21 protein-coding genes are annotated in these 22,422 nt (G+C 70.3%); 13 read left to right on the top strand and 8 right to left on the bottom strand.

All coding sequences use genetic code 11. The features are described 5' to 3' along the window. Positions 1-107 precede the first annotated feature (107 nt). From LQ326_RS28250 to LQ326_RS28260, 3 genes are all read left to right on the top strand, one after another. On the top strand, positions 108-866 hold the full coding sequence (locus LQ326_RS28250; protein WP_234541456.1) for a calcium-binding protein: 759 nt from the start codon (positions 108-110) through the stop codon (positions 864-866). Between the two features lie 68 nt (positions 867-934). Further along, positions 935-1,867, top strand: a complete 933-nt coding sequence (locus tag LQ326_RS28255) for a hypothetical protein (protein ID WP_234541457.1) — start codon at positions 935-937, stop codon at positions 1,865-1,867. Between the two features lie 173 nt (positions 1,868-2,040). After that, positions 2,041-2,823 (top strand): hypothetical protein, encoded by a 783-nt coding sequence (locus tag LQ326_RS28260; RefSeq protein WP_234541459.1) that lies wholly within the window; start codon positions 2,041-2,043, stop codon positions 2,821-2,823. Positions 2,824-2,909: 86 nt separating this feature from the next. Here the strand turns inward: LQ326_RS28260 and LQ326_RS28265 are convergent, their stop codons facing one another. Further along, a complete protein-coding gene (locus LQ326_RS28265) occupies positions 2,910-5,303 on the bottom strand; it encodes an HAD-IC family P-type ATPase (RefSeq protein WP_234541461.1) in 2,394 nt (797 codons plus the stop codon). A gap of 263 nt (positions 5,304-5,566) precedes the next feature. Next, a complete protein-coding gene (locus tag LQ326_RS28270) occupies positions 5,567-5,821 on the bottom strand; it encodes a DUF2530 domain-containing protein (protein ID WP_234541463.1) in 255 nt (84 codons plus the stop codon). A gap of 112 nt (positions 5,822-5,933) precedes the next feature. Between LQ326_RS28270 and LQ326_RS28275 the strand changes: the two genes are divergently transcribed. Continuing rightward, a complete protein-coding gene (locus LQ326_RS28275) occupies positions 5,934-7,385 on the top strand; it encodes an NCS2 family permease (protein ID WP_234541465.1) in 1,452 nt (483 codons plus the stop codon). A gap of 10 nt (positions 7,386-7,395) precedes the next feature. Here the strand turns inward: LQ326_RS28275 and LQ326_RS28280 are convergent, their stop codons facing one another. Then, the gene (locus LQ326_RS28280; RefSeq protein ID WP_234541467.1) at positions 7,396-7,590 is read right to left on the bottom strand and encodes a BrnA antitoxin family protein; all 195 of its coding nucleotides are present in this window, start codon (positions 7,588-7,590) and stop codon (positions 7,396-7,398) included. A 185-nt stretch (positions 7,591-7,775) separates the two neighbouring features. On the opposite strand from LQ326_RS28280, the gene LQ326_RS28285 reads away from it, so the two are divergent. After that, on the top strand, positions 7,776-8,213 hold the full coding sequence (locus LQ326_RS28285) for a MarR family winged helix-turn-helix transcriptional regulator (protein WP_234541468.1): 438 nt from the start codon (positions 7,776-7,778) through the stop codon (positions 8,211-8,213). Positions 8,214-8,242: 29 nt separating this feature from the next. Next, positions 8,243-9,592 carry an MFS transporter gene (locus LQ326_RS28290; RefSeq protein ID WP_234541469.1) on the top strand — a complete coding sequence of 450 codons (1,350 nt, stop codon included), beginning with the start codon at positions 8,243-8,245 and terminating at the stop codon, positions 9,590-9,592. Positions 9,593-9,641: 49 nt separating this feature from the next. Here the strand turns inward: LQ326_RS28290 and LQ326_RS28295 are convergent, their stop codons facing one another. Continuing rightward, positions 9,642-9,815 carry a hypothetical protein gene (locus LQ326_RS28295; RefSeq protein WP_234541471.1) on the bottom strand — a complete coding sequence of 58 codons (174 nt, stop codon included), beginning with the start codon at positions 9,813-9,815 and terminating at the stop codon, positions 9,642-9,644. Between the two features lie 48 nt (positions 9,816-9,863). On the opposite strand from LQ326_RS28295, the gene thpR reads away from it, so the two are divergent. Then, positions 9,864-10,466, top strand: coding sequence for an RNA 2',3'-cyclic phosphodiesterase (thpR, locus tag LQ326_RS28300; protein ID WP_234541473.1), 603 nt, complete (start codon positions 9,864-9,866; stop codon positions 10,464-10,466). 329 nt (positions 10,467-10,795) lie between these two features. Here thpR and LQ326_RS28305 read toward each other — a convergent pair whose 3' ends face one another. After that, the gene (locus tag LQ326_RS28305; protein WP_234541475.1) at positions 10,796-11,788 is read right to left on the bottom strand and encodes an aldo/keto reductase; all 993 of its coding nucleotides are present in this window, start codon (positions 11,786-11,788) and stop codon (positions 10,796-10,798) included. A gap of 99 nt (positions 11,789-11,887) precedes the next feature. Here LQ326_RS28305 and LQ326_RS28310 point away from each other — a divergent pair, with 99 nt between their 5' ends. Continuing rightward, complete coding sequence (locus LQ326_RS28310; protein WP_234541476.1) at positions 11,888-12,319, top strand: VOC family protein; 432 nt, start codon at positions 11,888-11,890, stop codon at positions 12,317-12,319. Between the two features lie 10 nt (positions 12,320-12,329). On the opposite strand, the gene LQ326_RS28315 is transcribed toward LQ326_RS28310, so the two are convergent. Together LQ326_RS28315 and LQ326_RS28320 are read right to left on the bottom strand one after the other, a co-directional pair. Further along, the gene (locus tag LQ326_RS28315) at positions 12,330-12,917 is read right to left on the bottom strand and encodes a Uma2 family endonuclease (protein WP_234541479.1); all 588 of its coding nucleotides are present in this window, start codon (positions 12,915-12,917) and stop codon (positions 12,330-12,332) included. 88 nt (positions 12,918-13,005) lie between these two features. Continuing rightward, entirely contained in the window at positions 13,006-13,698 is a 693-nt protein-coding gene (locus tag LQ326_RS28320) for a GDSL-type esterase/lipase family protein (protein WP_234541481.1), read from the bottom strand. Positions 13,699-13,792: 94 nt separating this feature from the next. Between LQ326_RS28320 and LQ326_RS28325 the strand changes: the two genes are divergently transcribed. The 3 genes from LQ326_RS28325 to LQ326_RS28335 all read left to right on the top strand — a co-directional run bounded on the left by LQ326_RS28325 (position 13,793) and on the right by LQ326_RS28335 (position 17,283). After that, a complete protein-coding gene (locus LQ326_RS28325; protein WP_234541482.1) occupies positions 13,793-14,785 on the top strand; it encodes a TolB-like translocation protein in 993 nt (330 codons plus the stop codon). Positions 14,786-15,097: 312 nt separating this feature from the next. Further along, the gene (locus tag LQ326_RS28330; protein ID WP_234541484.1) at positions 15,098-15,601 is read left to right on the top strand and encodes a hypothetical protein; all 504 of its coding nucleotides are present in this window, start codon (positions 15,098-15,100) and stop codon (positions 15,599-15,601) included. Between the two features lie 155 nt (positions 15,602-15,756). After that, the gene (locus LQ326_RS28335; protein WP_234541485.1) at positions 15,757-17,283 is read left to right on the top strand and encodes a cellulase family glycosylhydrolase; all 1,527 of its coding nucleotides are present in this window, start codon (positions 15,757-15,759) and stop codon (positions 17,281-17,283) included. A 195-nt stretch (positions 17,284-17,478) separates the two neighbouring features. Here LQ326_RS28335 and serC read toward each other — a convergent pair whose 3' ends face one another. Continuing rightward, the gene (gene serC / locus LQ326_RS28340) at positions 17,479-18,597 is read right to left on the bottom strand and encodes a phosphoserine transaminase (protein WP_234541487.1); all 1,119 of its coding nucleotides are present in this window, start codon (positions 18,595-18,597) and stop codon (positions 17,479-17,481) included. A gap of 294 nt (positions 18,598-18,891) precedes the next feature. Between serC and LQ326_RS28345 the strand changes: the two genes are divergently transcribed. Together LQ326_RS28345 and LQ326_RS48010 are read left to right on the top strand one after the other, a co-directional pair. Beyond that, positions 18,892-22,035, top strand: a complete 3,144-nt coding sequence (locus tag LQ326_RS28345; RefSeq protein WP_234541488.1) for an FAD-binding and (Fe-S)-binding domain-containing protein — start codon at positions 18,892-18,894, stop codon at positions 22,033-22,035. A gap of 251 nt (positions 22,036-22,286) precedes the next feature. Beyond that, a complete protein-coding gene (locus LQ326_RS48010; protein ID WP_268207657.1) occupies positions 22,287-22,415 on the top strand; it encodes a hypothetical protein in 129 nt (42 codons plus the stop codon). Positions 22,416-22,422 lie beyond the last annotated feature (7 nt).

Below are 22,422 nucleotides of genomic sequence, written 5' to 3' on the forward strand. Positions count from 1 at the left end.
TTCACGGACCGAACACAACTTTCCGAACCTGTACAACCGTTCGCCCGTCTCCGGAGTCTGATCAGCGAGTCAGCAAGACTTGCTGATCAACTCAACGTGGGGAACTCATGCGTATACGTGTCTTCGGGGCTTCCGTCACGGGCGCTCTGGCCCTCTGCGCGGTCGCGGTGCCGCTGGCCCACGCCGACGGGGGATCCGGTGACACCACGATCACCAAGGTCGTCGTCGACGGCGACAACAAGGTGGTCGTGGGCACGTCCGGCGTGGTGACCGTCAAGGTCGCGGTGACGGCCAGGGACGACTCCGGTATCAAGAGCGCCGACAACTTCTCGCTGTCGGGACCGGACTACGGCTTCTTCACCACTTCCAAGCCGACCTGCGTGGCGGCCAGTTCGACCACCTCGACGTGCACCGGCACCGTGAAGATCGACCCGAAGGTCGACTATCTCAGCAACGCGAGCGCCGGTACCTGGTACGTCGACGCGTGGGTCGACGCCAAGGACGGGGACTTCGTCTGGGCCGAGAAGGCGGGCTCCTTCACGTTCCAGCGCGCCGCCAAGCTGACGGCCGACGCCACGCCGGAGCCGGTGAAGAAGGGCAAGACCCTCACGGTCACCGGCAGCCTGACCCGCGCCAACTGGGAGTCCCTCAAGTACGGCGCCTACGGCAGCCAGTCGGTGAAGCTGCAGTTCCGCAAGAAGAGTTCCAGCACCTACACCACGCTGAAGACCGTCAAGGCCACGTCGGCGGGCGCCCTGAAGACGACGACCAAGGCGACCGTGGACGGCTACTACCGCTACTCCTTCGCGGGCAACGGGACCACGGCCGCGGTCAACGCGACGGGTGACCTCGTCGACGTGAAGTAGCCCGGCGCTCCGGTCACCTCCCACCCCCCACGCCTTCCGCTTCTCACCTCTTCTCTCCGAGGAAGCACATGCGTATTCGTGTCACCGTGGCCGCCGTCTCCGGCGCCCTGGCTCTCTCCGCCTTCGCGATGCCGGCCGCGCACGCCGCCGGCGGCCCGTCCTTCGGCGCCGACGCGACGAAGCTCTTCGCGGCCGCTCACTCGACGTCGGGCAAGACCGCTTACACCGCCGCCACCGCCGCCACCGCGGCCGACGACGGTCCGTACGCCATGGACGTCACCTTCTCCAACCTCAAGATCGCCAAGGCGGTCAAGGTCGGTACGAGCGCTCACGTCGCGACGTCGGTCACCTACACGCTGACGCACGGCGCCGACGTGGACATCACCGCCGCCGACTTCTTCTCGGGCGCCTTCATCTACAAGGGCTCCTACACCGACCAGACCAACTTCCTGATCGGCGACGACCCGGCGAAGTGCGCGGTCACCTCGGCGACCACCGCCAGCTGCAAGGCGAACATCGACATCTACCCGGGCGACGGAGACCTGTTCAACTCCGACGCCGGTCTCTGGCACGCCGGTGCCCTGGCCATCGCGTACAACGGCCAGGACCCGGCCAGCAGCGGCTTCGACATCACCAAGGTCGGGTTCGCCGACCAGGGCGCCCTCGGCAGCACCCAGGTCCAGCGCCTGTCCAGGCTGACGGTCAACGCCGCCCCGGAGCCGGTGAGGAAGGGCAAGACCGTCACGGTCACCGGCAAGCTGTCCCGGGCCAACTGGGAGGACAACAGGTACCACGGCTACGCGGGCCAGTCCGTGAAGCTGCAGTTCCGCAAGAAGGGCACCAGCACCTACACCAACGTCAAGGGCATCAAGACGTCCTCGACCGGCACCCTGAAGACGACCACCAAGGCGACGGTGGACGGCTACTACCGCTTCTCCTTCGCCGGCACCGCCACGACCCCGGCGGTCAACGCCACGGGTGACTACGTCGACGTGAAGTAGCGGCACCGGGAGTAACCCCAAGGAGACGTAATCCGGTCGCAAAAGAAACAAAATCTGACCGGATTACGTCTCACCCGTACAACCCTGCTCACCCCTCGTGGATCTGATCATCCGAGTCAACAGACTCCCTAGATCACCTGGGCCTCGCGCCCACTGTTCCCACTGGGGAATCCATGCGCATTCGTGCCACCGTGGCCGCCGTCTCCGGCGCCCTGGCCCTCTCCGCGTTCGTCGCCCCGGCCGCCCACGCCGCCGGCAGCGCGCCGAACGTCACCTTCTCCAACATGAAGGTCAACAAGGGCCACAGCATGGTCGTCGGCACGGCCAAGGCGTCCTTCTCGGCCACCTACACCGTGACGCACCCGTCGAGCCTGAAGGCGACCGACTTCGCCACCGGCCCGGCCATCTACCGCGGCACCTCCGTGACGTCGCCCAGCGACCTCTTCGTGAGCGACGAGCCGGGCACCTGCACCGCAGTGTCCTCGACCGTCCTCAACTGCAAGGCCGCCCTCGTCTTCACGGTCGGCGCGGACTCGGACCTGACCAACTCCGAGGCGGGCTCCTGGTCGGTCGGCGCTGTCGCCGCCGGCAAGGACGGCGTCAAGTGGGTCGGCGGCCTGGGCACCACCAAGGTCCTGCGCGCCGCGAAGCTGACGGCCGACGCCACCCCCGAGCCGGTCAAGAAGGGCAAGACCATCACGGTCACCGGCTCCCTGACCCGCGCCAACTGGGACACCCACAAGTACGGCGCCTACGGCAGCCAGTCGGTCAAGCTCCAGTTCCGTAAGAAGGGCTCCAGCACCTACACCACGCTGAAGACCATCAAGTCGTCCTCCACGGGCGCCCTGAAGACGACGACCACCGCGACGGTGGACGGCTACTACCGCTACTCCTTCGCGGGCACCTCGACCACTCCGGCGGTCAACGCCACGGCCGACTACGTCGACGTGCAGTAGTGAACGCCCCTAGGGGCAGCGCCCCGTAAGGGGCGCGGGGAACTGCGCGACCAGCCCACCGGGCCCGCGCAGTTCCACAGACCGCATCACACCGGGAATCTCCGCTCCACCCACTTCCAGAGAAGCTCCAGCACGGCCGCCCCCACCACGGCCACGCCGACGGCGGTCCACGGCATCACCATCCCCGCCAGCTTCAGCGCGAAGAAACTCTGCAGCGCGGGTACGGCGAGTACGAACACGAAGGCCACGCCCATCGCGGCCACCAGGGCGACCCGCCACCACGTGTACGGGCGGGCGATGATCGCCAGCACCCACAGCGAGATCAGGAACAGGGTCAGCGTCGCGGCACTGGTCTCGGCGTCCAGGGCCCCGGCTCCCGTGTAGTAGTGCCGGGCGATCAGGTACGTCAGGAACGTCGCCGCACCGGCCACCAGGCCGCCCGGGATCGAGTACCGCATCACCCGGCGGACGAAGTGCGGATGTGCCCGTTCCTTGTTCGGTGCCAGGGCGAGGAAGAAGGCCGGGATGCCGATGGTCAGGGTGGAGAGCAGGGTCAGGTGCCTCGGCAGGAAGGGGTACTCGACCTGCCAGCAGACCACGAGCAGCGCGAGCAGCACCGAGTACACCGTCTTGACCAGGAACAGCGTGGCGACCCGGGTGATGTTGCCGATCACCCGCCGGCCCTCGGCCACCACCGAGGGCAGCGTGGCGAAGCTGTTGTTGAGCAGGACGATCTGGGCGACCGCCCTGGTCGCCTCCGAGCCCGAGCCCATCGAGACGCCGATGTCGGCGTCCTTCAGGGCGAGTACGTCGTTGACGCCGTCGCCGGTCATCGCGACCGTGTGCCCGCGCGACTGCAGCGCTCCCACCATGTCCCGCTTCTGCCGCGGGGTGACCCGTCCGAAGACGGTGCCCGCGTCGAGGGCCTCGGCCATCCCGGCCGGCTCGGTGGGCAGCCGGCGCGCGTCCACCGCCGTACCGCTGAGGCCGAGCTTCGCGGCCACGGCGCCGACCGACACCGCGTTGTCGCCGGAGATGACCTTCGCACGGACGTCCTGGTCGGCGAAGTAGCGCAGGGTGTCGGCGGCGTCCGGACGGAGCCGTTGCTCCAGGACCACCAGGGCGGTGGCGCCCGCACCCCGCGCCACCTCCGGATCGTCCAGGTCTCCGGCGGCGCGGGCCAGCAGCAGCACCCGCAGACCCTGCTCGTTGAGACGTACGGTTTCGGCCAGTGCCGGGTCGTCGGCGCCGAGCAGCACGTCCGGCGCCCCCAGCAGCCAGGTGCTCAGCTCCCCGTCGCCCTCGCTGAAGGTCGCCCCGCTGTACTTGCGGGCGGAGGAGAAGGGCAGTGACTCCACGCACCGCCAGTCCTCGCTGTCCGGGTAGGCGTCGATGATCGCCTGGAGGGAGGCGTTGGGGCGCGGGTCGGACTCGCCGAGCGAGCCCAGCACCTTGCGTATGTACGTCTCGTCGGCCCCGTTCAGCGCCCGCAGCTCGGAGACGTCCATGCCGCCCTCGGTGAGGGTGCCGGTCTTGTCCAGGCAGACGGTGTCGATGCGGGCGAGACCCTCGATCGCGGGGAGTTCCTGGACCAGGCACTGCTGGCGGCCCAGCCGGATCACGCCGATCGCGAAGGCGACGGAGGTGAGCAGGACCAGGCCCTCGGGGACCATCGGGACGATGCCGCCGACCGTGCGCGCGACGGCGTCCTTGAGGCCGTTGTTCTTCACGACCAGCTGGGTGGCGACCAGGCCGACCGCGGCCGGGACCATCATCCAGGTCACGTACTTCAGGATGGTCGAGATGCCGGTGCGCAGCTCGGAGTGGACCAGCGTGAAGCGGGAGGCCTCTTCGGCGAGCTGGGCCGCGTAGGCCTCCCGGCCGACCTTGGTCGCCGCGAAGGCACCACCGCCGGCCACCACGAAGGAGCCCGACATCACATGGTCGCCGGCGCGTTTGACGACCGGGTCGGCCTCGCCGGTGAGCAGCGACTCGTCGATCTCCAGCCCGTCGGCCTCGGCACACAGCCCGTCCACGGGGATCTTGTCGCCCGGACCGATCTCTATCAGATCACCGAGCACGATCTCACTCGTACTCACTTCGACGGCGGCCCCGTCCCGGCGCACCGTCGGCCGCGCCTCACCGATCACCGCGAGTGAGTCCAGGGTCTTCTTCGCCCGCCACTCCTGCACGATGCCGATACCCGTGTTGGCGAGGATCACGAAGCCGAACAGGCTGTCCTGGATCGGCGCCACGACCAGCATGACCAGCCACAGCACGCCGATGATCGCGTTGAACCGGGTGAAGACGTTCGCGCGCACGATCTCGCCGAGGGAGCGGCTGCTGCGGACGGGTACGTCGTTCACCTCGCCGCGCGCGACCCGCTCCGCGACCTGGGCGGCGGTCAGACCGGTCACCGGTACCGGCAGCGGTACGGGATGGACCGGGTCGAGCTCGGCGCCCGCGTCGATGTGCTGCATGCATTCGACGGTACGTGCGGATTTACGCGTTCACCTGCCGAGTGCCCGGAAGATCCGACCAGGGGAGGAGCGAAGTCGTGCGCAGGTTGTAGTCGCCGACACCTTTGCCCACCCACCCGACTCGGTCCTCTGAAAAGCCGCCCCCGTCCTCCAGCCCGTCCGGCGTCCGAGGGCGAAGACCGTTCCGCCTCCGACCCAGCCCGTCCGGCGATTGAGGGCGAGGCCGTTCAGGGCGGCGTGGGTGCCTCGTGGTGGGGGCGTTCCTACTCGGTCGCCGCGCGGAACGCCTTGATCGCCGCGTCGCGTCGCTTCACGTAGTACACGCCGATCAGGCCGAGGCCGCCGCCGGCCAGGCAGGTCCAGATCCACCAGGTGTGGCCGTGGTCGGAGTACCAGCCGTAGAAGGGGAGCTGGGCCAGGAAGAGGACGAACCAGATGATCGTGCCGCCGATGACCGTCGGGACGACAGGGCCCTCGAGGGGCTCCGGTGCCTCGTGCCGGGGAGTCCACTTCGCCATGGCGCTCAGCATACGCACCTCAGGTATCTACGCGCGGAGATAGCGATCTAGCCATCATATGTTCATACTGAAACCGTTTGTCTCTGGCCGCTTCTTATCGTAGGAATCTCCAATGTCGACCCCGGCTTCCCTGCAGGCCCCCGCCCCCGAACAGCCGGGTGCGACCCCCGCGTACGGCGCGCTGGACCGTTACTTCAAGATCTCCGAGCGGGGCAGCACCCTCGCCCGCGAGGTACGCGGCGGCTTCGCCACGTTCTTCGCGATGGCGTACATCATCGTGCTGAACCCGATCATTCTCGGCAGCGCGAAGGACGTGTACGGCCACCATCTCGACCACGGTCAGCTGGTCACCGCCACGGTCATCACCGCGGCCTTCACCACGCTGCTCATGGGCGTCATCGGCAACGTCCCGATCGCGCTGGCCGCCGGCCTCGGCGTGAACTCCGTCGTCGCGCTCCAGCTGGCGCCCCGGATGTCCTGGCCGGACGCCATGGGCATGGTGGTGCTGGCCGGCCTCGTCGTGATGCTGCTGGTCGCCAGCGGTCTGCGGGAGCGCGTGATGAACGCCGTCCCCTACAGCCTGCGCAAGGCGATCTCGATCGGTATCGGCCTGTTCATCATGCTGATCGGGCTGGTGGACTCCGGCTTCGTCACCCGTATCCCGGACGTCGCCCAGACCACCGTCCCGGTCCAGCTCGGCGCCGACGGCCACCTCAACGGATGGCCCGTGCTCGTCTTCGTGCTCGGCGTGCTGCTCACCCTCGCGCTGATCGTCCGCAAGGTCTCCGGCGCGATCCTGATCTCGATCGTCGCGATGACCGTGCTCGCGCTGGTCGTCAACGCCGTCACGCATGTGACCAGCTGGGGCCTGACCGTTCCGACGTGGCCCGGCAGCCCGGTCTCCACCCCGGACTTCGGTCTGCTCGGCAAGGTCAGCCTCTTCGGTGGCTTCGGCAAGGTCGGCGTGCTGACCGGCATCCTCTTCGTCTTCACGGTCCTGCTGTCCTGCTTCTTCGACGCCATGGGCACGATCATGGGCGTCAGCGACGAGGCCAAGCTGACCGACGCCGAGGGCTACATGCCGGGCATCAACAAGGTCCTGTTCATCGACGGTGTCGCGGTCGCGGTCGGCGGTGCCAGCTCCTCCTCCGCCACCACCTGCTTCGTCGAGTCGACGGCGGGCGTCGGCGAGGGCGCGCGCACCGGCTTCGCCAACGTCGTCACCGGCGGGCTGTTCACCGTGGCGCTGTTCCTCACCCCCGTCGCGACGATGGTCCCCTCCCAGGCGGCCACCCCGGCGCTGTTCGCGGTCGGTTTCCTGATCCTGGCCGGGTCCGTCAAGGAGATCGACTGGGCCGACCACACCCTCGCGATCCCGGCCTTCGTGACCATGGTGATGATGCCGTTCACCTACTCGATCACGAACGGCATCGGCATGGGCTTCATCACCTTCGTGCTGATGCGCCTGGCCGTCGGCCGGGCCAAGGACGTCCCGGTCGCGATGTACGTGGTCTCGGCGGTGTTCGCCTTCTACTACCTGATGCCGGCCCTGGGTCTCACCTGACCTGCCGGGGTCAGGTGACCTTGACCTGGTCGCCGTAGAACCTCTCCGTCTCCTCGACGGCGGCCGAGAACCGCTGGTCGAAATCGTCCCGAATGAGCGTCCGGACCACGTAGTCCTGGACGCTCATTCCTCTTTTGGCCGCATGGCACCGGAGCCGGTCGAGCAGCTCCTTGTCTATCCGCAGACTGAACACACTGGTCCCCATGGGTACGAGGGCGCCACATCCGCGCGCCCGATGCGTCACTTTCCGGATCCGGCTCACTCGTAAGGGTGACGCGATGTTTTCCCGGGGGGTGATCCCTCAGGCTTCCGGGTTCAGTGGCCGAGGTCACGGGCGCATCGGCGCGCCCGGGTGGTCTTTAGGCAGAGTAATGAGTTACTCTAAGGAACATGCCGGACCTTACCCATGGCGACGACGCGGCCGCCGTGAACGCCCTCCGCTCCGCCGTGATGCGACTCTCGCGACGGCTCAAGCACCAGCGGGTCGACGAGTCACTTAGCCCCACCGAGATGTCGGTGCTGGGCACCCTCTCCAACTGCGGCCAGGCCACCCCCGGTGAGCTGGCCCGCAAGGAGCACGTCCAGCCGCCCTCGATGACCCGCATCGTGGCGCTGCTGGAGGCCAAGGGCCTGGTCCGGCTGGAGCCGCACCCCGATGACCGGCGCCAGAAAGTCGTCACCAGGACCGAACAGGCCGAGGCGATGCTCGAAGAGAGCCGCCGCAAGCGCAACGCGTTCCTGGCCGGCCTGGTCGACGGCCTCGACGAGGACGAATGGGCGAAAATCCGCGCCGCCGCCCCCGTGCTGGAGAAGCTCGCACACCTGTAAGTCCCGATAGAAGGAGGAGGCGAATTCCTTTGAGTACGGGACCCGGAACACCTTCCGTCCCCGCACCGACCGCCCCTACTACCCCCGCAGCCCGCAGGTCCTCGATGTTCAGCTCGCTGAATGTCAGGAACTACCGGTTGTTCTTCGCCGGCCAGGTCGTCTCGAACATAGGCACCTGGATGCAGCGCATCGCGCAGGACTGGCTGGTCCTCAGCCTCACCGGCTCCGCGACCGCCGTCGGCGTCACCACCGCCCTGCAGTTCCTGCCGATGCTGCTCTTCGGCCTCTACGGCGGGGTCCTGGTCGACCGCCTGAACAAGCGGCGCGCCCTCCTCGTCACCCAGACCTCGATGGCCCTGACCGGCATCGCGCTGGCGCTGCTGACCCTCTCCGGCCATGTCCAGGTCTGGCACGTCTACCTGGTCGCCTTCGCCGTCGGCCTCGCCACGGTCGTCGACAACCCGGCCCGCCAGTCCTTCGTCTCCGAGATGGTCGGCCCGGACCAGCTGCAGAACGCGGTCAGCCTGAACTCCGCGAACTTCCAGTCCGCCCGCCTGGTCGGCCCGGCCGTCGCCGGCCTCATGATCACCGGAGTGGGCACGGGCTGGGCGTTCCTCTTCAACGGCCTGTCCTTCGTCGCCCCCCTCGTCGGCCTGCTGCTGATGCGGGCGCGTGAGCTGCACGTCGTCGAGCGCGCACCGAGAGGCAAGGGCCAGCTGCGGGAGGGCCTGCGCTATGTCGCCGGGCGCCCGGACCTGACCTGGACCATCATCCTGATCGGGTTCATCGGCACCTTCGGCTTCAACTTCCCCGTCTACCTCTCCGCCTTCGCGGACGACGTCTTCCACGCCGGCGCCGGCTCCTACAGCCTCTTCAACACCCTGATGGCGGCCGGTTCCCTGGCCGGCGCCCTGCTCGCGGCCCGGCGCGGCACCGCGAAGCTGCGGGTGATGCTCGCGGCGGCGGTCGCCTTCGGCGGCCTGGAGCTGGTGGCCGCGGCCGCCCCCTCCCTCTGGCTGTTCTCGCTCCTCATGGTCCCGCTCGGCATGTTCGGCATGACCGTCAACGTCACCGCCAACACCACCGTCCAGATGGGCACCGACCCGGCCATGCGGGGGCGGGTGATGGCCCTGTACATGATGGTCTTCATGGGCGGCTCACCCATCGGCGCGCCCATCGCCGGCTGGATCACGGACGCGTACGGTGTCCGCGCGGGCCTCGCCGTCGGCGGCACGATCGCCGCGGCCGCGGCCGTCGTCATCGGCCTGGTCCTGGCCCGGGTCGGCAACCTCCGCCTGGCGGTCGGCTGGCACGGCGGCCACCCCCGGGTCCGTTTCGTCCCGAGAGAACAGCAGGAACAGCTCGCCCCGGTCGCGTGAGACACACCCACGCGCACGTCCACCGGCCCGGAGGCGGCCGCCACCGCGGCTACGGCCTCCGGGTCAGTACCTGTCCCGGCCGGCTGCCGCCGCCCGGCACGTCGGTGGTGAAGGGCCCGGCCGGGGTGAAGCCGTTGCGCTCCTGGAACGCGACCAGCGGGATGCCGTCGGCACAGCCGTCCCGGATCCTGATCTTCCCGTCGCCCTCCATGGGGCGATTCATGCCGTCGTCCCTCCCGCGCACAAGCGTTCTTTTGGCAGGGTTGCCCCCATGAGACTCTTCGCAGCCGTGCTGCCCCCGTCGGAGGTGGTCGACGAACTCGCCGTGGAGGTCGACAGGTTGAAGCGGTTGCCGGGCGCGGAGGCGCTGCGCTGGACCGGTCGGCCCGGGTGGCACTACACGCTCGCGTTCTACGGAGAGGTGGCCGACGACGTCGTACCGGCCCTGTCGGACCGGCTGGCCCGGGCCTCCCACCGCACCCCGCCTTTCGAGCTGTCCGTCGCGGGCGGCGGGCAGTTCGGGCACGGCAGGGCCCTGTGGGCGGGTGCCGACGGCAACCTGGACACCCTCCGCCTGCTGGCCGACCGCGCGGAGGCGGCGGGCCGGAAGGCGGGCCTGCCGATGGGGGAGCACCGCCGCTACAAGGCCCACCTGACGGTGGCCCGCAGCCGGGACGCGGTGCAGGTACGGCCGTACGTCGAGCTGCTCGCGGAGTTCACGAGCAGCACCTGGACGGTCGGGGAGCTGGCGCTGGTGCGGAGCAATCTGCCGGTGGCCGGGGTGCGGGGGGACCAGCCCCGGTACGAGGTGGTCGCCCGCTGGGAGCTGGGGGCCGGCCCGCGGGCCGGGGCGCAGGACGTAGGCGGTGCCTGATCAGTGCCGGTGCCGGTGCCAGCGCGTGCCGGTGCCCCGCCCGGCCGCGGCAGGATGCGCCGGGCAGGTTCCGAGGGGGGCCGGTTAGGCTCGTTGCCGTGGACCCGAAGACCCGGAACCGGATCATGGCCGGTGCGCTTGTGTTGTTGTTCGTGGTGGTTGCCGTGGCCTCCGCGATGAGGTGAGGGCCGGCCGGCGGCCCGCGGCCGGCCGTTCGCCGTCGGCCGCGGGCCGCTGCGGCGCTGGTCGCGCAGTTCCCCGCGCCCCTTCAGGGCGCTGCCGTCGGCTACCGCCCCGCGCCCTTCAGGGGCCGCTGACCCTGCGGTCTCCTACCAGGCGAAGGCCTCCGGGGACGGGCCCGGACCCGGGAAGATCTCGTCGAGGCCCTCCAGCAGTTCCTCGCTGAGTTCCAGCTCCACGGCCCGCAGAGCCGAGTCGAGCTGTTCGCCGGTGCGCGGGCCGACGATCGGGCCGGTGACGCCGGGGCGGGTGAGCAGCCACGCCAGGGCGGCCTCGCCGGGCTCCACGCCGTGCTTGGCCAGCAGGTCCTCGTAGGCCTGGATCTGGGCGCGGATGGTGGTGTTGGCGAGGGAGTCGGCGGCCCGGCCGCCGGCCCGGCGCCCGCCCTCGACCTCCTTCTTGATCACGCCGCCGAGCAGTCCGCCGTGCAGCGGCGACCAGGGGATGACCCCGAGGCCGTACTCCTGCGCGGCCGGGATGACCTCCATCTCGGCACGGCGTTCGGCGAGGTTGTAGAGGCACTGCTCGCTGACCAGACCGATGGTCCCGCCGCGCCGGGCGGCGATCTCGTTGGCCTGGGCGATCTTGTACCCGGGGAAGTTGGAGGAGCCGACGTAGAGGATCTTCCCCTGCGTGACGAGGGTGTCGATCGCCTGCCAGATCTCCTCGAAGGGGGTCCGGCGGTCGACGTGGTGGAACTGGTAGACGTCGATGTGGTCGGTCCGCAGCCGCTTGAGGCTCGCGTCCACGGCCCGCCGGATGTTGAGGGCGGAGAGCTTGTCATGGTTGGGCCAGGCGTCGCCGTCGGCGGCCATGTTGCCGTACACCTTGGTGGCGAGCACCACCTTGTCGCGGTGGGCGGGGCTCTTGGCGAACCAGTTGCCGATGATCTCCTCGGTCCGCCCCTTGTTCTCACCCCACCCGTACACGTTCGCAGTGTCGAAGAAGTTGATGCCGGCGCCGAGCGCCGCGTCCATGATCGCGTGACTGTCGGCCTCGTCGGTCTGCGGGCCGAAGTTCATGGTGCCGAGAACGAGTCGGCTGACCTTGAGGCCGGTACGTCCGAGCTGCGTGTACTTCATGGTCACCAAGCCAACGACGTGGAGTGCGCTCTAAGCAAGAGAGCAGGGGGCGTTGAAAAGGTGTCGGCCGACGGCGAAGGCCCCTGCTAAGGTGCGCCGATGCCATCGGTCAAGCAGTTCCAGGTCACCTTCGACTGCGCGGAACCCGAGCGCGTCGCCCGCTTCTGGTGCGAGGTGCTGGGGTACGAAGTGCCTCCGCCCCCAAAGGGGTTCGCCACTTGGGACGACTACGAGAGCGCCCAGTCCCCGGAGGAGCGGGGGGCGTGGTCCGCCTGCGTCGATCCGACGGGGGTCGGCCCGCGGCTGTACTTCCAGCGCGTTCCCGAAGGGAAGACCGTCAAGAACCGGGTCCATCTCGACGTGCGGGTCGGCACCGGGCTCCTGGGTGAGGAGCGCCTGGCCGCGCTGGAGGCCGAGTGCGCCCGCCTGCTCCCGCTCGGCGCGGTGCGCGTACGGCTCCTGTACGACGGCGGCGACGATTCCTGCATCGTGATGCAGGACATCGAGGGCAACGAGTTCTGTATCGACTGAGACCGACCTCCTAGTCGACGGGGAACTCGTCCGTCTTCAGGGTGAGGCCGACGGTGGTCCTCGTGAGGTCGACGTCGGTGCCGAAGTCGACCCTCGTCTCGGTCGTGTAGGTGTCGCCCTTGGGGTGGGTGTAGACGTGGACGCGGCGCTGGTAGGGGTCGACGATCAGGTAGACGGGGACCTCGGCCGCGGCGTACGCGGTCTTCTTGGGGCCGTAGTCGTTGGCCGCGGTGCTCTTGGAGATGACCTCGGCGACGAACTCCACGTCCTGATGCCGCCAGAGCCCGCTCTCCGTCCTGGCGGCGTCCTCGGCCATCACCGTCACGTCCGACGCGAACCCGTTGAGATGCCCCGGGTAGTCGATACGGACGTCGGACTTGACCCGCTTTCGGGGGTACTTGGTCCGCAGCTGCTCGACGATGTCCAGGATGATCTCCCAGTGGGTGTCCCGCTGTGGCGACATGAAGACGGTCCCCTCGACGATCTCGACCTTGTATCCCTCGGGGGCGGGCATCTTCTCGATCTGCTCGAACAGTTCGTCGAGCGTGATCTCGTCGTCGCTCTTGGCCATCGCGATCCTGTCTTCGAGGACGGTCATCCTGGCGCTCCTCCCCGGCCGTCCTCCGCACGAGTGCGGCCGCGCGGTTCAACGATACGCACGGTGACCGGGCAACGGCGGAATTCGGTCAGCCTGTTCCGGCCCTGTACTCCTTGTACTCCTTGCCCAGTCCCCACCCCTGCCGCATCGCCTCCGCGAACGCCCCCGCGATCCGGTGCTCGCCGCTCGCGTTCGGGTGGGTGCCGTCGTAGGTGTCGGTGTCGATGTCGTACGACGCCGGGGGTGAGGCCATGAGGATCGGGGAGCGGGGCTCGTCCAGGTCGGCCGCCGTCTTCGCCAGCAGTTCGTTGAAGCGGGTCACCTGTTCCGCGAACGGCTCGTCCGACACCGCCCGGATGTTCCGGATCACCGGCAGCAGCACCATGTGGATGCCCGCGTCGGCCTCCCGCGCGTTCGCGACGAAGATCCGTACGTTCGCCGCCGTCTGCTCCGCGTTCGTGTAGAAACCCAGGTCGATCAGGCCGAGGGAGACGAGCAGGACGTCGGCGCGGCACGAGCGCACCGCCTCCCCGATGAGCGGGGCCATGTGCAGCCAGCCCTCGCCCCAGCCGGCCAGGTGGGCGCGCGGGAAGCCGGGCTCGGCGTAGGCGTACGAGGTGGGTGCCTCGGCCTGCTTGTCGTACAGCGTCTCGCGGGGGCCGACCAGCGTGCACGGGCCGTCGTACGTCCCGCACAGGTGCTGCCACATGCGGTATCGCCAGGTGTGCTCGCCCGCGCTGCCGATCGTCATCGAGTCCCCGACGGGCATGAACCTGAGCATCCGCTCATGATGGACGATCAACGCGAGGGGTGGGGTGTGAGGACCGCCACGTCCCCGGCGGGCGAACACAGCGCGGGATGGCAGGCTTGAGCCCATGCGTCCACGATCGCTCACCCTCCTCGCCGGGATCCTGCTCACGGGTGCCCTCGCCGCCGCGCCCGCCTCCGCCGCCGACCCCGCCGGCGACAAGGGGTTCACGATCACGGACCCGCGGATCGCCGAGTCCAGCGGTCTCGCCGCCTCCCACCTGCACCCGGGCATCTACTGGACGCACAACGACAGCGGCGACGGCCCGTACATCTACGCCGTCGACAGCGCGACCGGCAAGACCGTCGCGAGGATCACGCTCAGCGGAGTCGGCACGCCGCGGGACGTCGAGGCCATCTCCATCGGTCCCGGCAACCAGATCTACGTCGGCGACATCGGCGACAACCTCGACGGCAGCTGGCCCTACGTCTGGATCTACCGGCTGCCCGAGCCGAGGAAACTGGTCGACCAGACCGTCCGGGCCACGCAGTACGTTGTCAAGTACTCGAACGGCGCCCGGAACGCCGAGTCGCTGATCGTCCACCCCAAGACCGGGCGGGTGTACATCATCGACAAGAAGGAGGACGGCGGGCATCTGTACGAGGGCCCGGCGACCCTCTCCCCGACGGGTACGAACATCTTCAAGCCCATCGCCCCCGTCGACCTGTGGGCCACCGACGCCGCCTTCTCGCCCGACGGCACGCACCTGGCCGTACGCGGCTACTTCGGCGGCGTCTACTACGACTGGAACGGCGGCAGGATCAAGCGCGAGGGGCGGCTCGACGTGCCCCTGCAGAAGCAGGGCGAGTCGGTCTCCTACTCCGCCGACGGGACCAAGTTGCTGTACGGGAGCGAGGGGGCCGACAGCCCGGTGCAGGCCCAGGACGCGCCGGGCGGGTCGGGCAAGGCGTCGCCGTCGGGCAGTGGCAGTTCGGCGGCCGGGAGCGACGGCGGGAGTTCTTCGGGCGGGGTCAAGGCAGGTGCCGTGGCCGTCGGGGTCGCCGCGCTCGTCCTCTTCGGGCTGCGGCGGCTGCGGCGTCCGTCCCAGCGCCGTCACTGATCAGGCGCGGGACGCCGGACGTCACCCGTTCGGCTCACCGGCGGGGCGGCCGTACGCGGGTCCGGGCAGGCTGGGAACCGCCCCGCGGGACCGGGCGGGAACGAGGCGACGGGTCCCGCCGCACGGAATGGGAGCACCATGCCCCGCAACCCCCTGCACCTTGCCGGAAACGCCTGCCTGCTCACGGTCGTCGCTGCTATCGCTGTCCCTGCGGTCGCTGTCCCCGCCGTTGCTGTCCCTGCTGCCGTTGTCCCCGCCGTCGCCGTCCCTGCGGGCGCTGTCCCGGCCATCGCCGTCCCTGCCACCGCCGCCGTGCCCACCGCTGTCCCTGCCACCGCCGCCGTGCCCACCGCTGTCCCGGCCATGGCCGTTCCGGCCTCCGTCGCCGTGCCCTCCGCCGCCGCGCCCGCCGGGACGGTCCGGGCCGCGGACGCCGCCCTCCCGCGGGTCCGCTCGGCCAGTCTGCCGGTCGACGGCAGCTTCACCGGCCCGAACGGGACGGTCCACGTCAAGGGCACCCTCGACGTCACCGTCGTCACCCTCCCCGGCGCGGCCGGCGGCGGCACCGCGCAGGTCATCAGCAGCCTCGACGACACCACCGGTGCCGGCGTGCCCGGCGGCAAGACGTACTACCTCGTCGGCGCCCACCGGGACACCGCCCCCTTCTCGGCGGCGGCGACCACGACGTTCCACATCAGGCCGGCCCTCCTGCTGGTCCCGCCCTCCGGAGCGCCCGGCCGGGTCCAGCCCCTCACGGTCTCGGTCACCGTCACCTCCACCGGCGTGATCGACACCGTCACCGCCGCGGTCGGCTGACCCTCCCACCGCCCGTCGCGGGGCGGACCGGGCCGCCGTATGTCTTGACGGGATGACGGTGTCTCAGTTTCCTGGGAGGTGCGCGGTGCATGGGAGCGTTTCCATCCTGTTCCGGGGCCGCGCCTCCCTTGTGGAACTCCGAGAGGAACAGGCCCATGTTCCGCTTACGCAGCCCGCGAAGGGCGCTGTGTGCTGTCGCCGCCGCGCTCCTCCTGCCCCTCTTCGCCGGTCTCGCCGGCGCCACGGACTCCGCGCACGCGGCGGACGCCCCCGGCGCCGGCTACTGGCACACCAGCGGCCGGCAGATCCTGGACGCGGCCGGGCAGCCGGTCCGGATCGCCGGGATCAACTGGTTCGGCTTCGAGACCGCCAACTACGTGGTGCACGGTCTCTGGTCGCGCGACTACAAGAGCATGATCGACCAGATGAGGTCGCTGGGCTACAACACCATCCGGCTCCCGTACAGCGACGACATCTTCAAGAGCACGACCGTCCCCAACAGCATCGACTTCAGCAACGGCAAGAACGCCGACCTGCAGGGCCTGAACTCGCTCCAGGTGATGGACAGGATCGTGGCCTACGCCGGGCAGGACGGACTCAAGGTCATCCTCGACCGGCACCGGCCGGACGCCGGCGGCCAGTCGGCGCTCTGGTACACCTCGTCCGTCCCCGAGTCGACCTGGATCGCCGACCTGAAGGCGCTCGCGACGCGGTACGCGGCCGACCCGACCGTCATCGGCATCGACCTCCACAACGAGCCGCACGATCCCGCCTGCTGGGGCTGCGGAGACACCTCCGTCGACTGGCGGCTGGCCGCCCAGCGCGCCGGGAACGCCGTGCTGTCCGTCAATCCCGACCTGCTGATCTTCGTCGAGGGCGTGCAGACGTACAACGGCGTCTCGGGCTGGTGGGGCGGCAACCTGATGGGCGTCGCCCAGTATCCGGTGCAGCTGTCCGTGCCGAACCGGGTCGTGTACTCCGCCCACGACTACGCCACCAGCGTGGCCCAGCAGAGCTGGTTCAGCGATCCCGCCTTCCCCGCCAACATGCCGGGGGTGTGGGACTCGTACTGGGGCTACATCTTCAAGCAGAACATCGCCCCGGTGTGGGTCGGCGAGTTCGGCACCACGCTCGCCTCGACCGTGGACCAGAAGTGGCTGGCCGCGCTGGTGAGTTACCTGCGGCCGACGTCGACGTACGGCGCCGACTCCTTCCAGTGGACCTTCTGGTCCTGGAACCCCAACTCCGGTGACACCGGCGGGATCCTGAAGGACGACTGGGCGACCGTGGACACCGTGAAGGACGGGTATCTGGCGAGCGTCAAGGCCCCGTTGTTCCCGAGCAGCGGCGGGGGCGGGGGTGGCGGCGGCGGTGGTACGGCCGCTTCCTGCTCGGCCTCCTACGCCGTCAGCAGCGACTGGGGGAGCGGGTTCAACGCGGACGTGACGGTCACCAACACCGGGTCCGGCGCGATCGGTTCGTGGGCGGTGACCTGGACGTGGAGCGGGTCGCAGCAGGTGACCGACATGTGGAACGCGTCGTACACCCAGAGCGGCGGGAAGGTCACCGCGGTGAACGCCGCCCACAACGGGGCGATCCCGGCGGGCGGTTCGGCGAGCTTCGGGTTCGGGGGCGCGCCGGGCGGCGGGGGAGTGCCGAGCGTGAGCTGCGCGGCGAGCTGATCCGCGGGGTGTCCTGAGCCGGTCGGCAGCGAGCCGTACGACGCCTGGTTCTTCAAGATCAGGACCGGCGGCGGGGTCTCCTCTGACGGGCTGCTCGACGCCACGGCGTACAAGAAGCTCGTCGGCGGGGAGTGAAAGCCCGAGGGGCGCCCGGTGTACCCGCACCGGGCGCCCCTCGTCGTGGACCGTGGGCGGTCAGAGCCTTTCGATCACGTAGTCGACGCACTTCGTCAGCGCCTCGACGTCCGCCGGGTCGATCGCCGGGAACATCGCGATGCGCAGCTGGTTGCGGCCGAGCTTGCGGTAGGGCTCGGTGTCGACGATGCCGTTGGCGCGCAGCACCTTGGCGACGGCGGCCGCGTCGATCTCGTCGGCGAAGTCGATCGTGCCGATGACCTGGGAGCGCTTGGCCGGGTCCGAGACGAACGGCGTGGCGTACTTGCTCTCCTGCGCCCAGGTGTACAGGCGGGTCGAGGAGTCCTTCGTACGGGCCGTGGAGAAGGCGAGGCCGCCCTGGCCGTTCAGCCACTCCAGCTGCTGGCCCAGCAGGAAGAGGGTGGCGAGGGCCGGGGTGTTGTACGTCTGGTTCTTGCGGGAGTTGTCGATCGCCGTGGGGAGCGAGAAGAACTCCGGGATGTGACGGCCGGACGCGTGGACGCGCTCGGCGCGCTCGATCGCGGCCGGGGAGAAGACACCGATCCACAGGCCGCCGTCGGAGGCGAAGGACTTCTGCGGGGCGAAGTAGTAGACGTCGGTCTCGGCGACGTCGACCGGGAGGCCGCCCGCGCCGGAGGTGGCGTCTACCAGGACGAGCGCGCCCTCGTCGGCGCCCGCGACCCGCTTGATCGGCATGGCGACGCCGGTCGAGGTCTCGTTGTGGGTGAGGGCGTAGACGTCGACGCCGGCCTCGGCCCGCGGCTCCGGGTGGGTGCCCGGGTCGGAGGCGATGACGGTGGGCTCGGCCAGCCAGGGGGCGAGCTTGGCCGCCTTGGCGAACTTGGACGAGAACTCGCCGAAATTGAGGTGCTGCGACTTGGCGTCGATCAGACCGTGGGTGGCGATGTCCCAGAAGGCGGTGGAGCCGCCGTTGCCGAGGACGACCTCGTAGCCGTCCGGGAGGGAGAACAGGGCGCTGATGCCCTCGCGGACCTGGCCCACCAGGTTCTTCACCGGGGCCTGGCGGTGTGAGGTGCCCATCAGGGAGGTACCGGTGGCGGCCAGCGCGTCCAGCGCTTCCGTCCGCACCTTGGAGGGGCCCGCGCCGAAGCGTCCGTCGGCGGGCTTGATGTCAGCGGGGATCTGGATGTCAGCCACGGGGTGAGGTTAGCCGCTGGAGGAAACCTGGGCGAAACCTCGTCCGTCGGGTGAGACGGGTGCGTATGAGACGCGTGCGTATGAGGCGCGTGAGGCGCGTGAGGCGCGTGAGGCGCGTGAGGCGCGTGGGTATGAGACGCGTCCGTGTCAGACGCGTGCACATGAGATGTGTCCGTATGGGACGCGTGCGTAAGGCGGGCCCGCCTCCTGCTCCGGTCCGGGCGGGGGCCTGGTCCCTCCGGCCTGGGCGGCGGCCCGGTCCTCAAACGCCGCGGGGGCTGGTTGAGTGGACGTATGTCGGATTTCGCGGAACTCGAGGCGGAACTGCGGAGCGCCGTCCGGGGTGAGGTCGGCTTCGATGTCACGTCCCGCGCCCTGGTCACCATGGACGCGTCCAACTACCGGCGGGTTCCGGCCGGGGTGGTGGCCCCCCGGGACGCGGACGACGTGGCGGCCGTACTGGAGGTGTGCCGGACCCACGGCGTGCCGGTGGTCGCCCGGGGCGGCGGCACGTCGATCGCGGGGCAGGCGACGGGCACGGGGGTGGTGCTGGACTTCACCCGCCACATGAACCGCCTGCTCGAAATCAACCCGGACGGGCGTACGGCGCTGGTCCAGCCGGGGCTGGTCCTGGACCGTCTCCAGGAGGCCGCGGCCCCGCACGGCCTGCGGTTCGGCCCGGACCCCTCCACGCACGGCCGCTGCACGCTCGGCGGGATGATCGGCAACAACTCCTGCGGCGCGCACAGCGTGGCCTGGGGCACGACGGCGGACAGCGTCCGGGAGCTGGACGTGATCACCGCGCGGGGACGGCGGCTGCGGCTCGGGCGGGACTGGGCCGGGGCGCCGCAGGGCCTGCGGGAACTGGTGGCCGGGGACCTGGCCCGCCTGCGCACCGGCTTCCCGGACCTGCCCCGCCGGATCTCCGGCTACGCCCTGGACGCCCTCCTCCCCGAGCGGGGCGCGGACGTCGCCCGCTCCTTCTGCGGCAGCGAGGGCACGCTCGGGATCCTCACGGGGGCGACCGTACGACTTGTGGCGGCCCCACGCGCGCGTGCGCTCGCGGTGCTCGGATACGCCGACGAGAGCGCGGCGGCCGAGGCGGCGGCGGGGCTGCTGGACTTCGCGCCGCTGACGGTGGAGGGCATGGCGGCCGACCTGGTGCCGTCGCCGTCCGGACTGCCCCGGGGCGGTGCCTGGCTGTTCGTCGAGACGGGCGGCGAGACGGCGGCCGAGGCACGCGCGCGTGCGGAGACGATCGTCGCGGCGGCGGACGTCCTCGACGCGCTGGTCGTCACCGACGTCACGGCGCAACGCGCGCTCTGGCGCGTCCGCGAGGACGCCTCCGGCAGGGCGACGCGGCTGCCGGACGGCGGTGGCACCGCCGGTTCGGCCGGAGCCGGGAGCGGCGGGGGAGAGGCGTGGCCGGGCTGGGAGGACTGCGCGGTACCGCCGGCCCGCCTGGGCGCGTACCTGAGGGACTTCCGTGCCCTGCTGCGGGCCCACGACCTGCGCGGCACGCCCTACGGCCACTTCGGCGACGGCTGCATCCACGTCCGTATCGACTTCGACCTGCTGAGCGGGGCGGGCGTGGCCCGCTTCCGCCGTTTCTCCGAGGAACTGGCGGACGTGGTGGTGGCGCACGGCGGCTCCCTGTCCGGAGAGCACGGGGACGGCCAGGCGAGGGCGGAACTCCTCCCGAAGATGTACGGCGACGAGATGGTGACGCTCTTCGAGCGAGCGAAGGCGATCTGGGACCCCGACGACCTCCTGAACCCCGGCATGCTGGTCCGGCCCGCTCCCCTGGACGCGAACCTCCGCTTCGCCGTCCTGCCCCGCGAGCCGGTGCCCGTGGCCTTCGGATACCCCGGCGACGGCGGCGACTTCTCGGCGGCGGTCCGCCGCTGCGTGGGCGTGGCGAAGTGCCGTACGACCGGGACGGACGGCGCCTCGGTCATGTGCCCGTCCTTCCGGGCGACCGGCGAGGAGGAGCACTCGACCCGCGGCCGGGCCCGGCTGCTGCACGAGATGCTGGCCGGCGACCTGGTGACGGACGGCTGGCGCTCGACGGAGGTCCGGGACGCCCTGGACCTCTGCCTGTCCTGCAAGGGCTGCCGGTCGGACTGCCCGGTCGAGGTGGACATGGCGACCTACAAGGCGGAGTTCCTGCACCAGCACTACGCGGGCAGGCGCCGCCCGGCCGCCCACTACAGCATGGGGTGGCTGCCGCGATGGCTCCGCCTGGTGGCCCGCACCCGCACGGCGGCGCTCCTCAACGCACTCGCCCGGGTACGCCCCCTGGCATCGCTCGCCAAACGCCTCGGCGGAATCGCACCGGAGCGGCGGATCCCGCACCTCGCGACGGAGCCCTTCGGCCGGTGGGAGCGCCGGCGGGAGCGCGGGCGCCTGCGGGACCGGCGGGCGGACGCGCGGGCGGGCCGGCCGCCGGACCTCCCCAGGCGGCCGGCCTTCCTGTGGCCGGACACCTTCACGGAGTACCTGTCGCCGTCCGTGGGCCGTGCCGCCGTACGGGTGCTGGAGGCGGCGGGCGTGGAGGTCACGGCCCTGCCGACCCGGCCGTGGAAGGTGCGGCGGTCGGACGACGGCGAGCGGGAGGGCTACGGCGGTCCCGTGCTGAGCCCGCGCCGGACCCGCGCCTGCTGCGGTCTCACCTACCTCTCGACGGGCCAGCTGGACCGCGCCCGCGAGGTGCTGCGCCAGACGCTGGACCTGCTGGAGCCGTTGCTGCTGCGGCCCGCGGACGCCGACGCCGACGCCGACGCCGACGCCGACGCCGACGCCGACGCCGACACTGACGCGGACGCCTACGCCGACGCGGACGCGGACGCCGAGCCGGAGTGGCAGTCGGACCCGGCCCTCGACGGCGAGTTGCCGCCGTTCGTCGTCCTGGAGCCCAGCTGCGCCGCCGCCCTCCGTGCCGATCTGCCGGAGCTGCTCCCGGACGACCCCAGGGCCGCCCGCCTCGCCGCCCGAGTGCTCACCTTCGCGGAGGCACTGGAGCGCCTGGCCCCCGACTGGACCCCGCCCCGCCTGGGCCGTCCGGTCACCGGCCAGACGCACTGTCACCAGCACGCGGTACTGGGCGATGCCCCTGACCGCCGCCTCCGCGAGGCCGCCGACCTCACCGGCGACCTCGCCGGCGGCTGCTGCGGACTGGCAGGCAACTTCGGCTTCGAGAAGGGCCACTTCGAGGTGTCGAGGACCTGCGCGGAGGAACAGCTCCTGCCCGCGGTACGGGAGGCCGAGCCCGGCACACTCGTCCTGGCCGACGGCTACTCCTGCCGGACCCAGCTGGAACAACTGGCGGGGGTGCGGGGGAGACACCTTGCGGAGGTGCTGGCGGAGGGGCTGGAAGGGCCGGAAGGGCCGGAAGGGCCGGAAAGGCTGGAAGGGCCGGAACCCGGCTCGGCTTCATAAGCCGGCTCTCAGGTATATAAGAGAACTCTCAGCTTCGGGGTCGTTATACAGCTGTTGCCTAAGTATTCACAGCGCCTGCTTGCCGTTTGCGAGCCGACTTTGCCGTTGCTTGGGATCTGGGCCGTGTAAGTTTCTCGGTGTCGGGCGGCGGGGATTGCCGAGGATGACGATCCGAAATCCCCGGACGTTGCCCCAAGAGAATTCTCGTACCATCCCGCACCACTTGCACTTCGAACTCTCAAGGAGTCGGAATGAGCCTCAAGAAGCTCGCCCCGCTGCCCCCCAAGCCCAACAAGCACCTGCCCCCGCCGCCGCCGAAGCCCAAGAAGCGCGCGCCGAAGCCGGCCCCCAAGCCGATCCCGGGCGGCCGGGACAACTGAGCCGGCC

Origin of the sequence: Streptomyces shenzhenensis (assembly GCF_021462265.1) — a bacterium.
Classification (GTDB): Bacteria; Actinomycetota; Actinomycetes; order Streptomycetales; family Streptomycetaceae; genus Streptomyces; species Streptomyces shenzhenensis.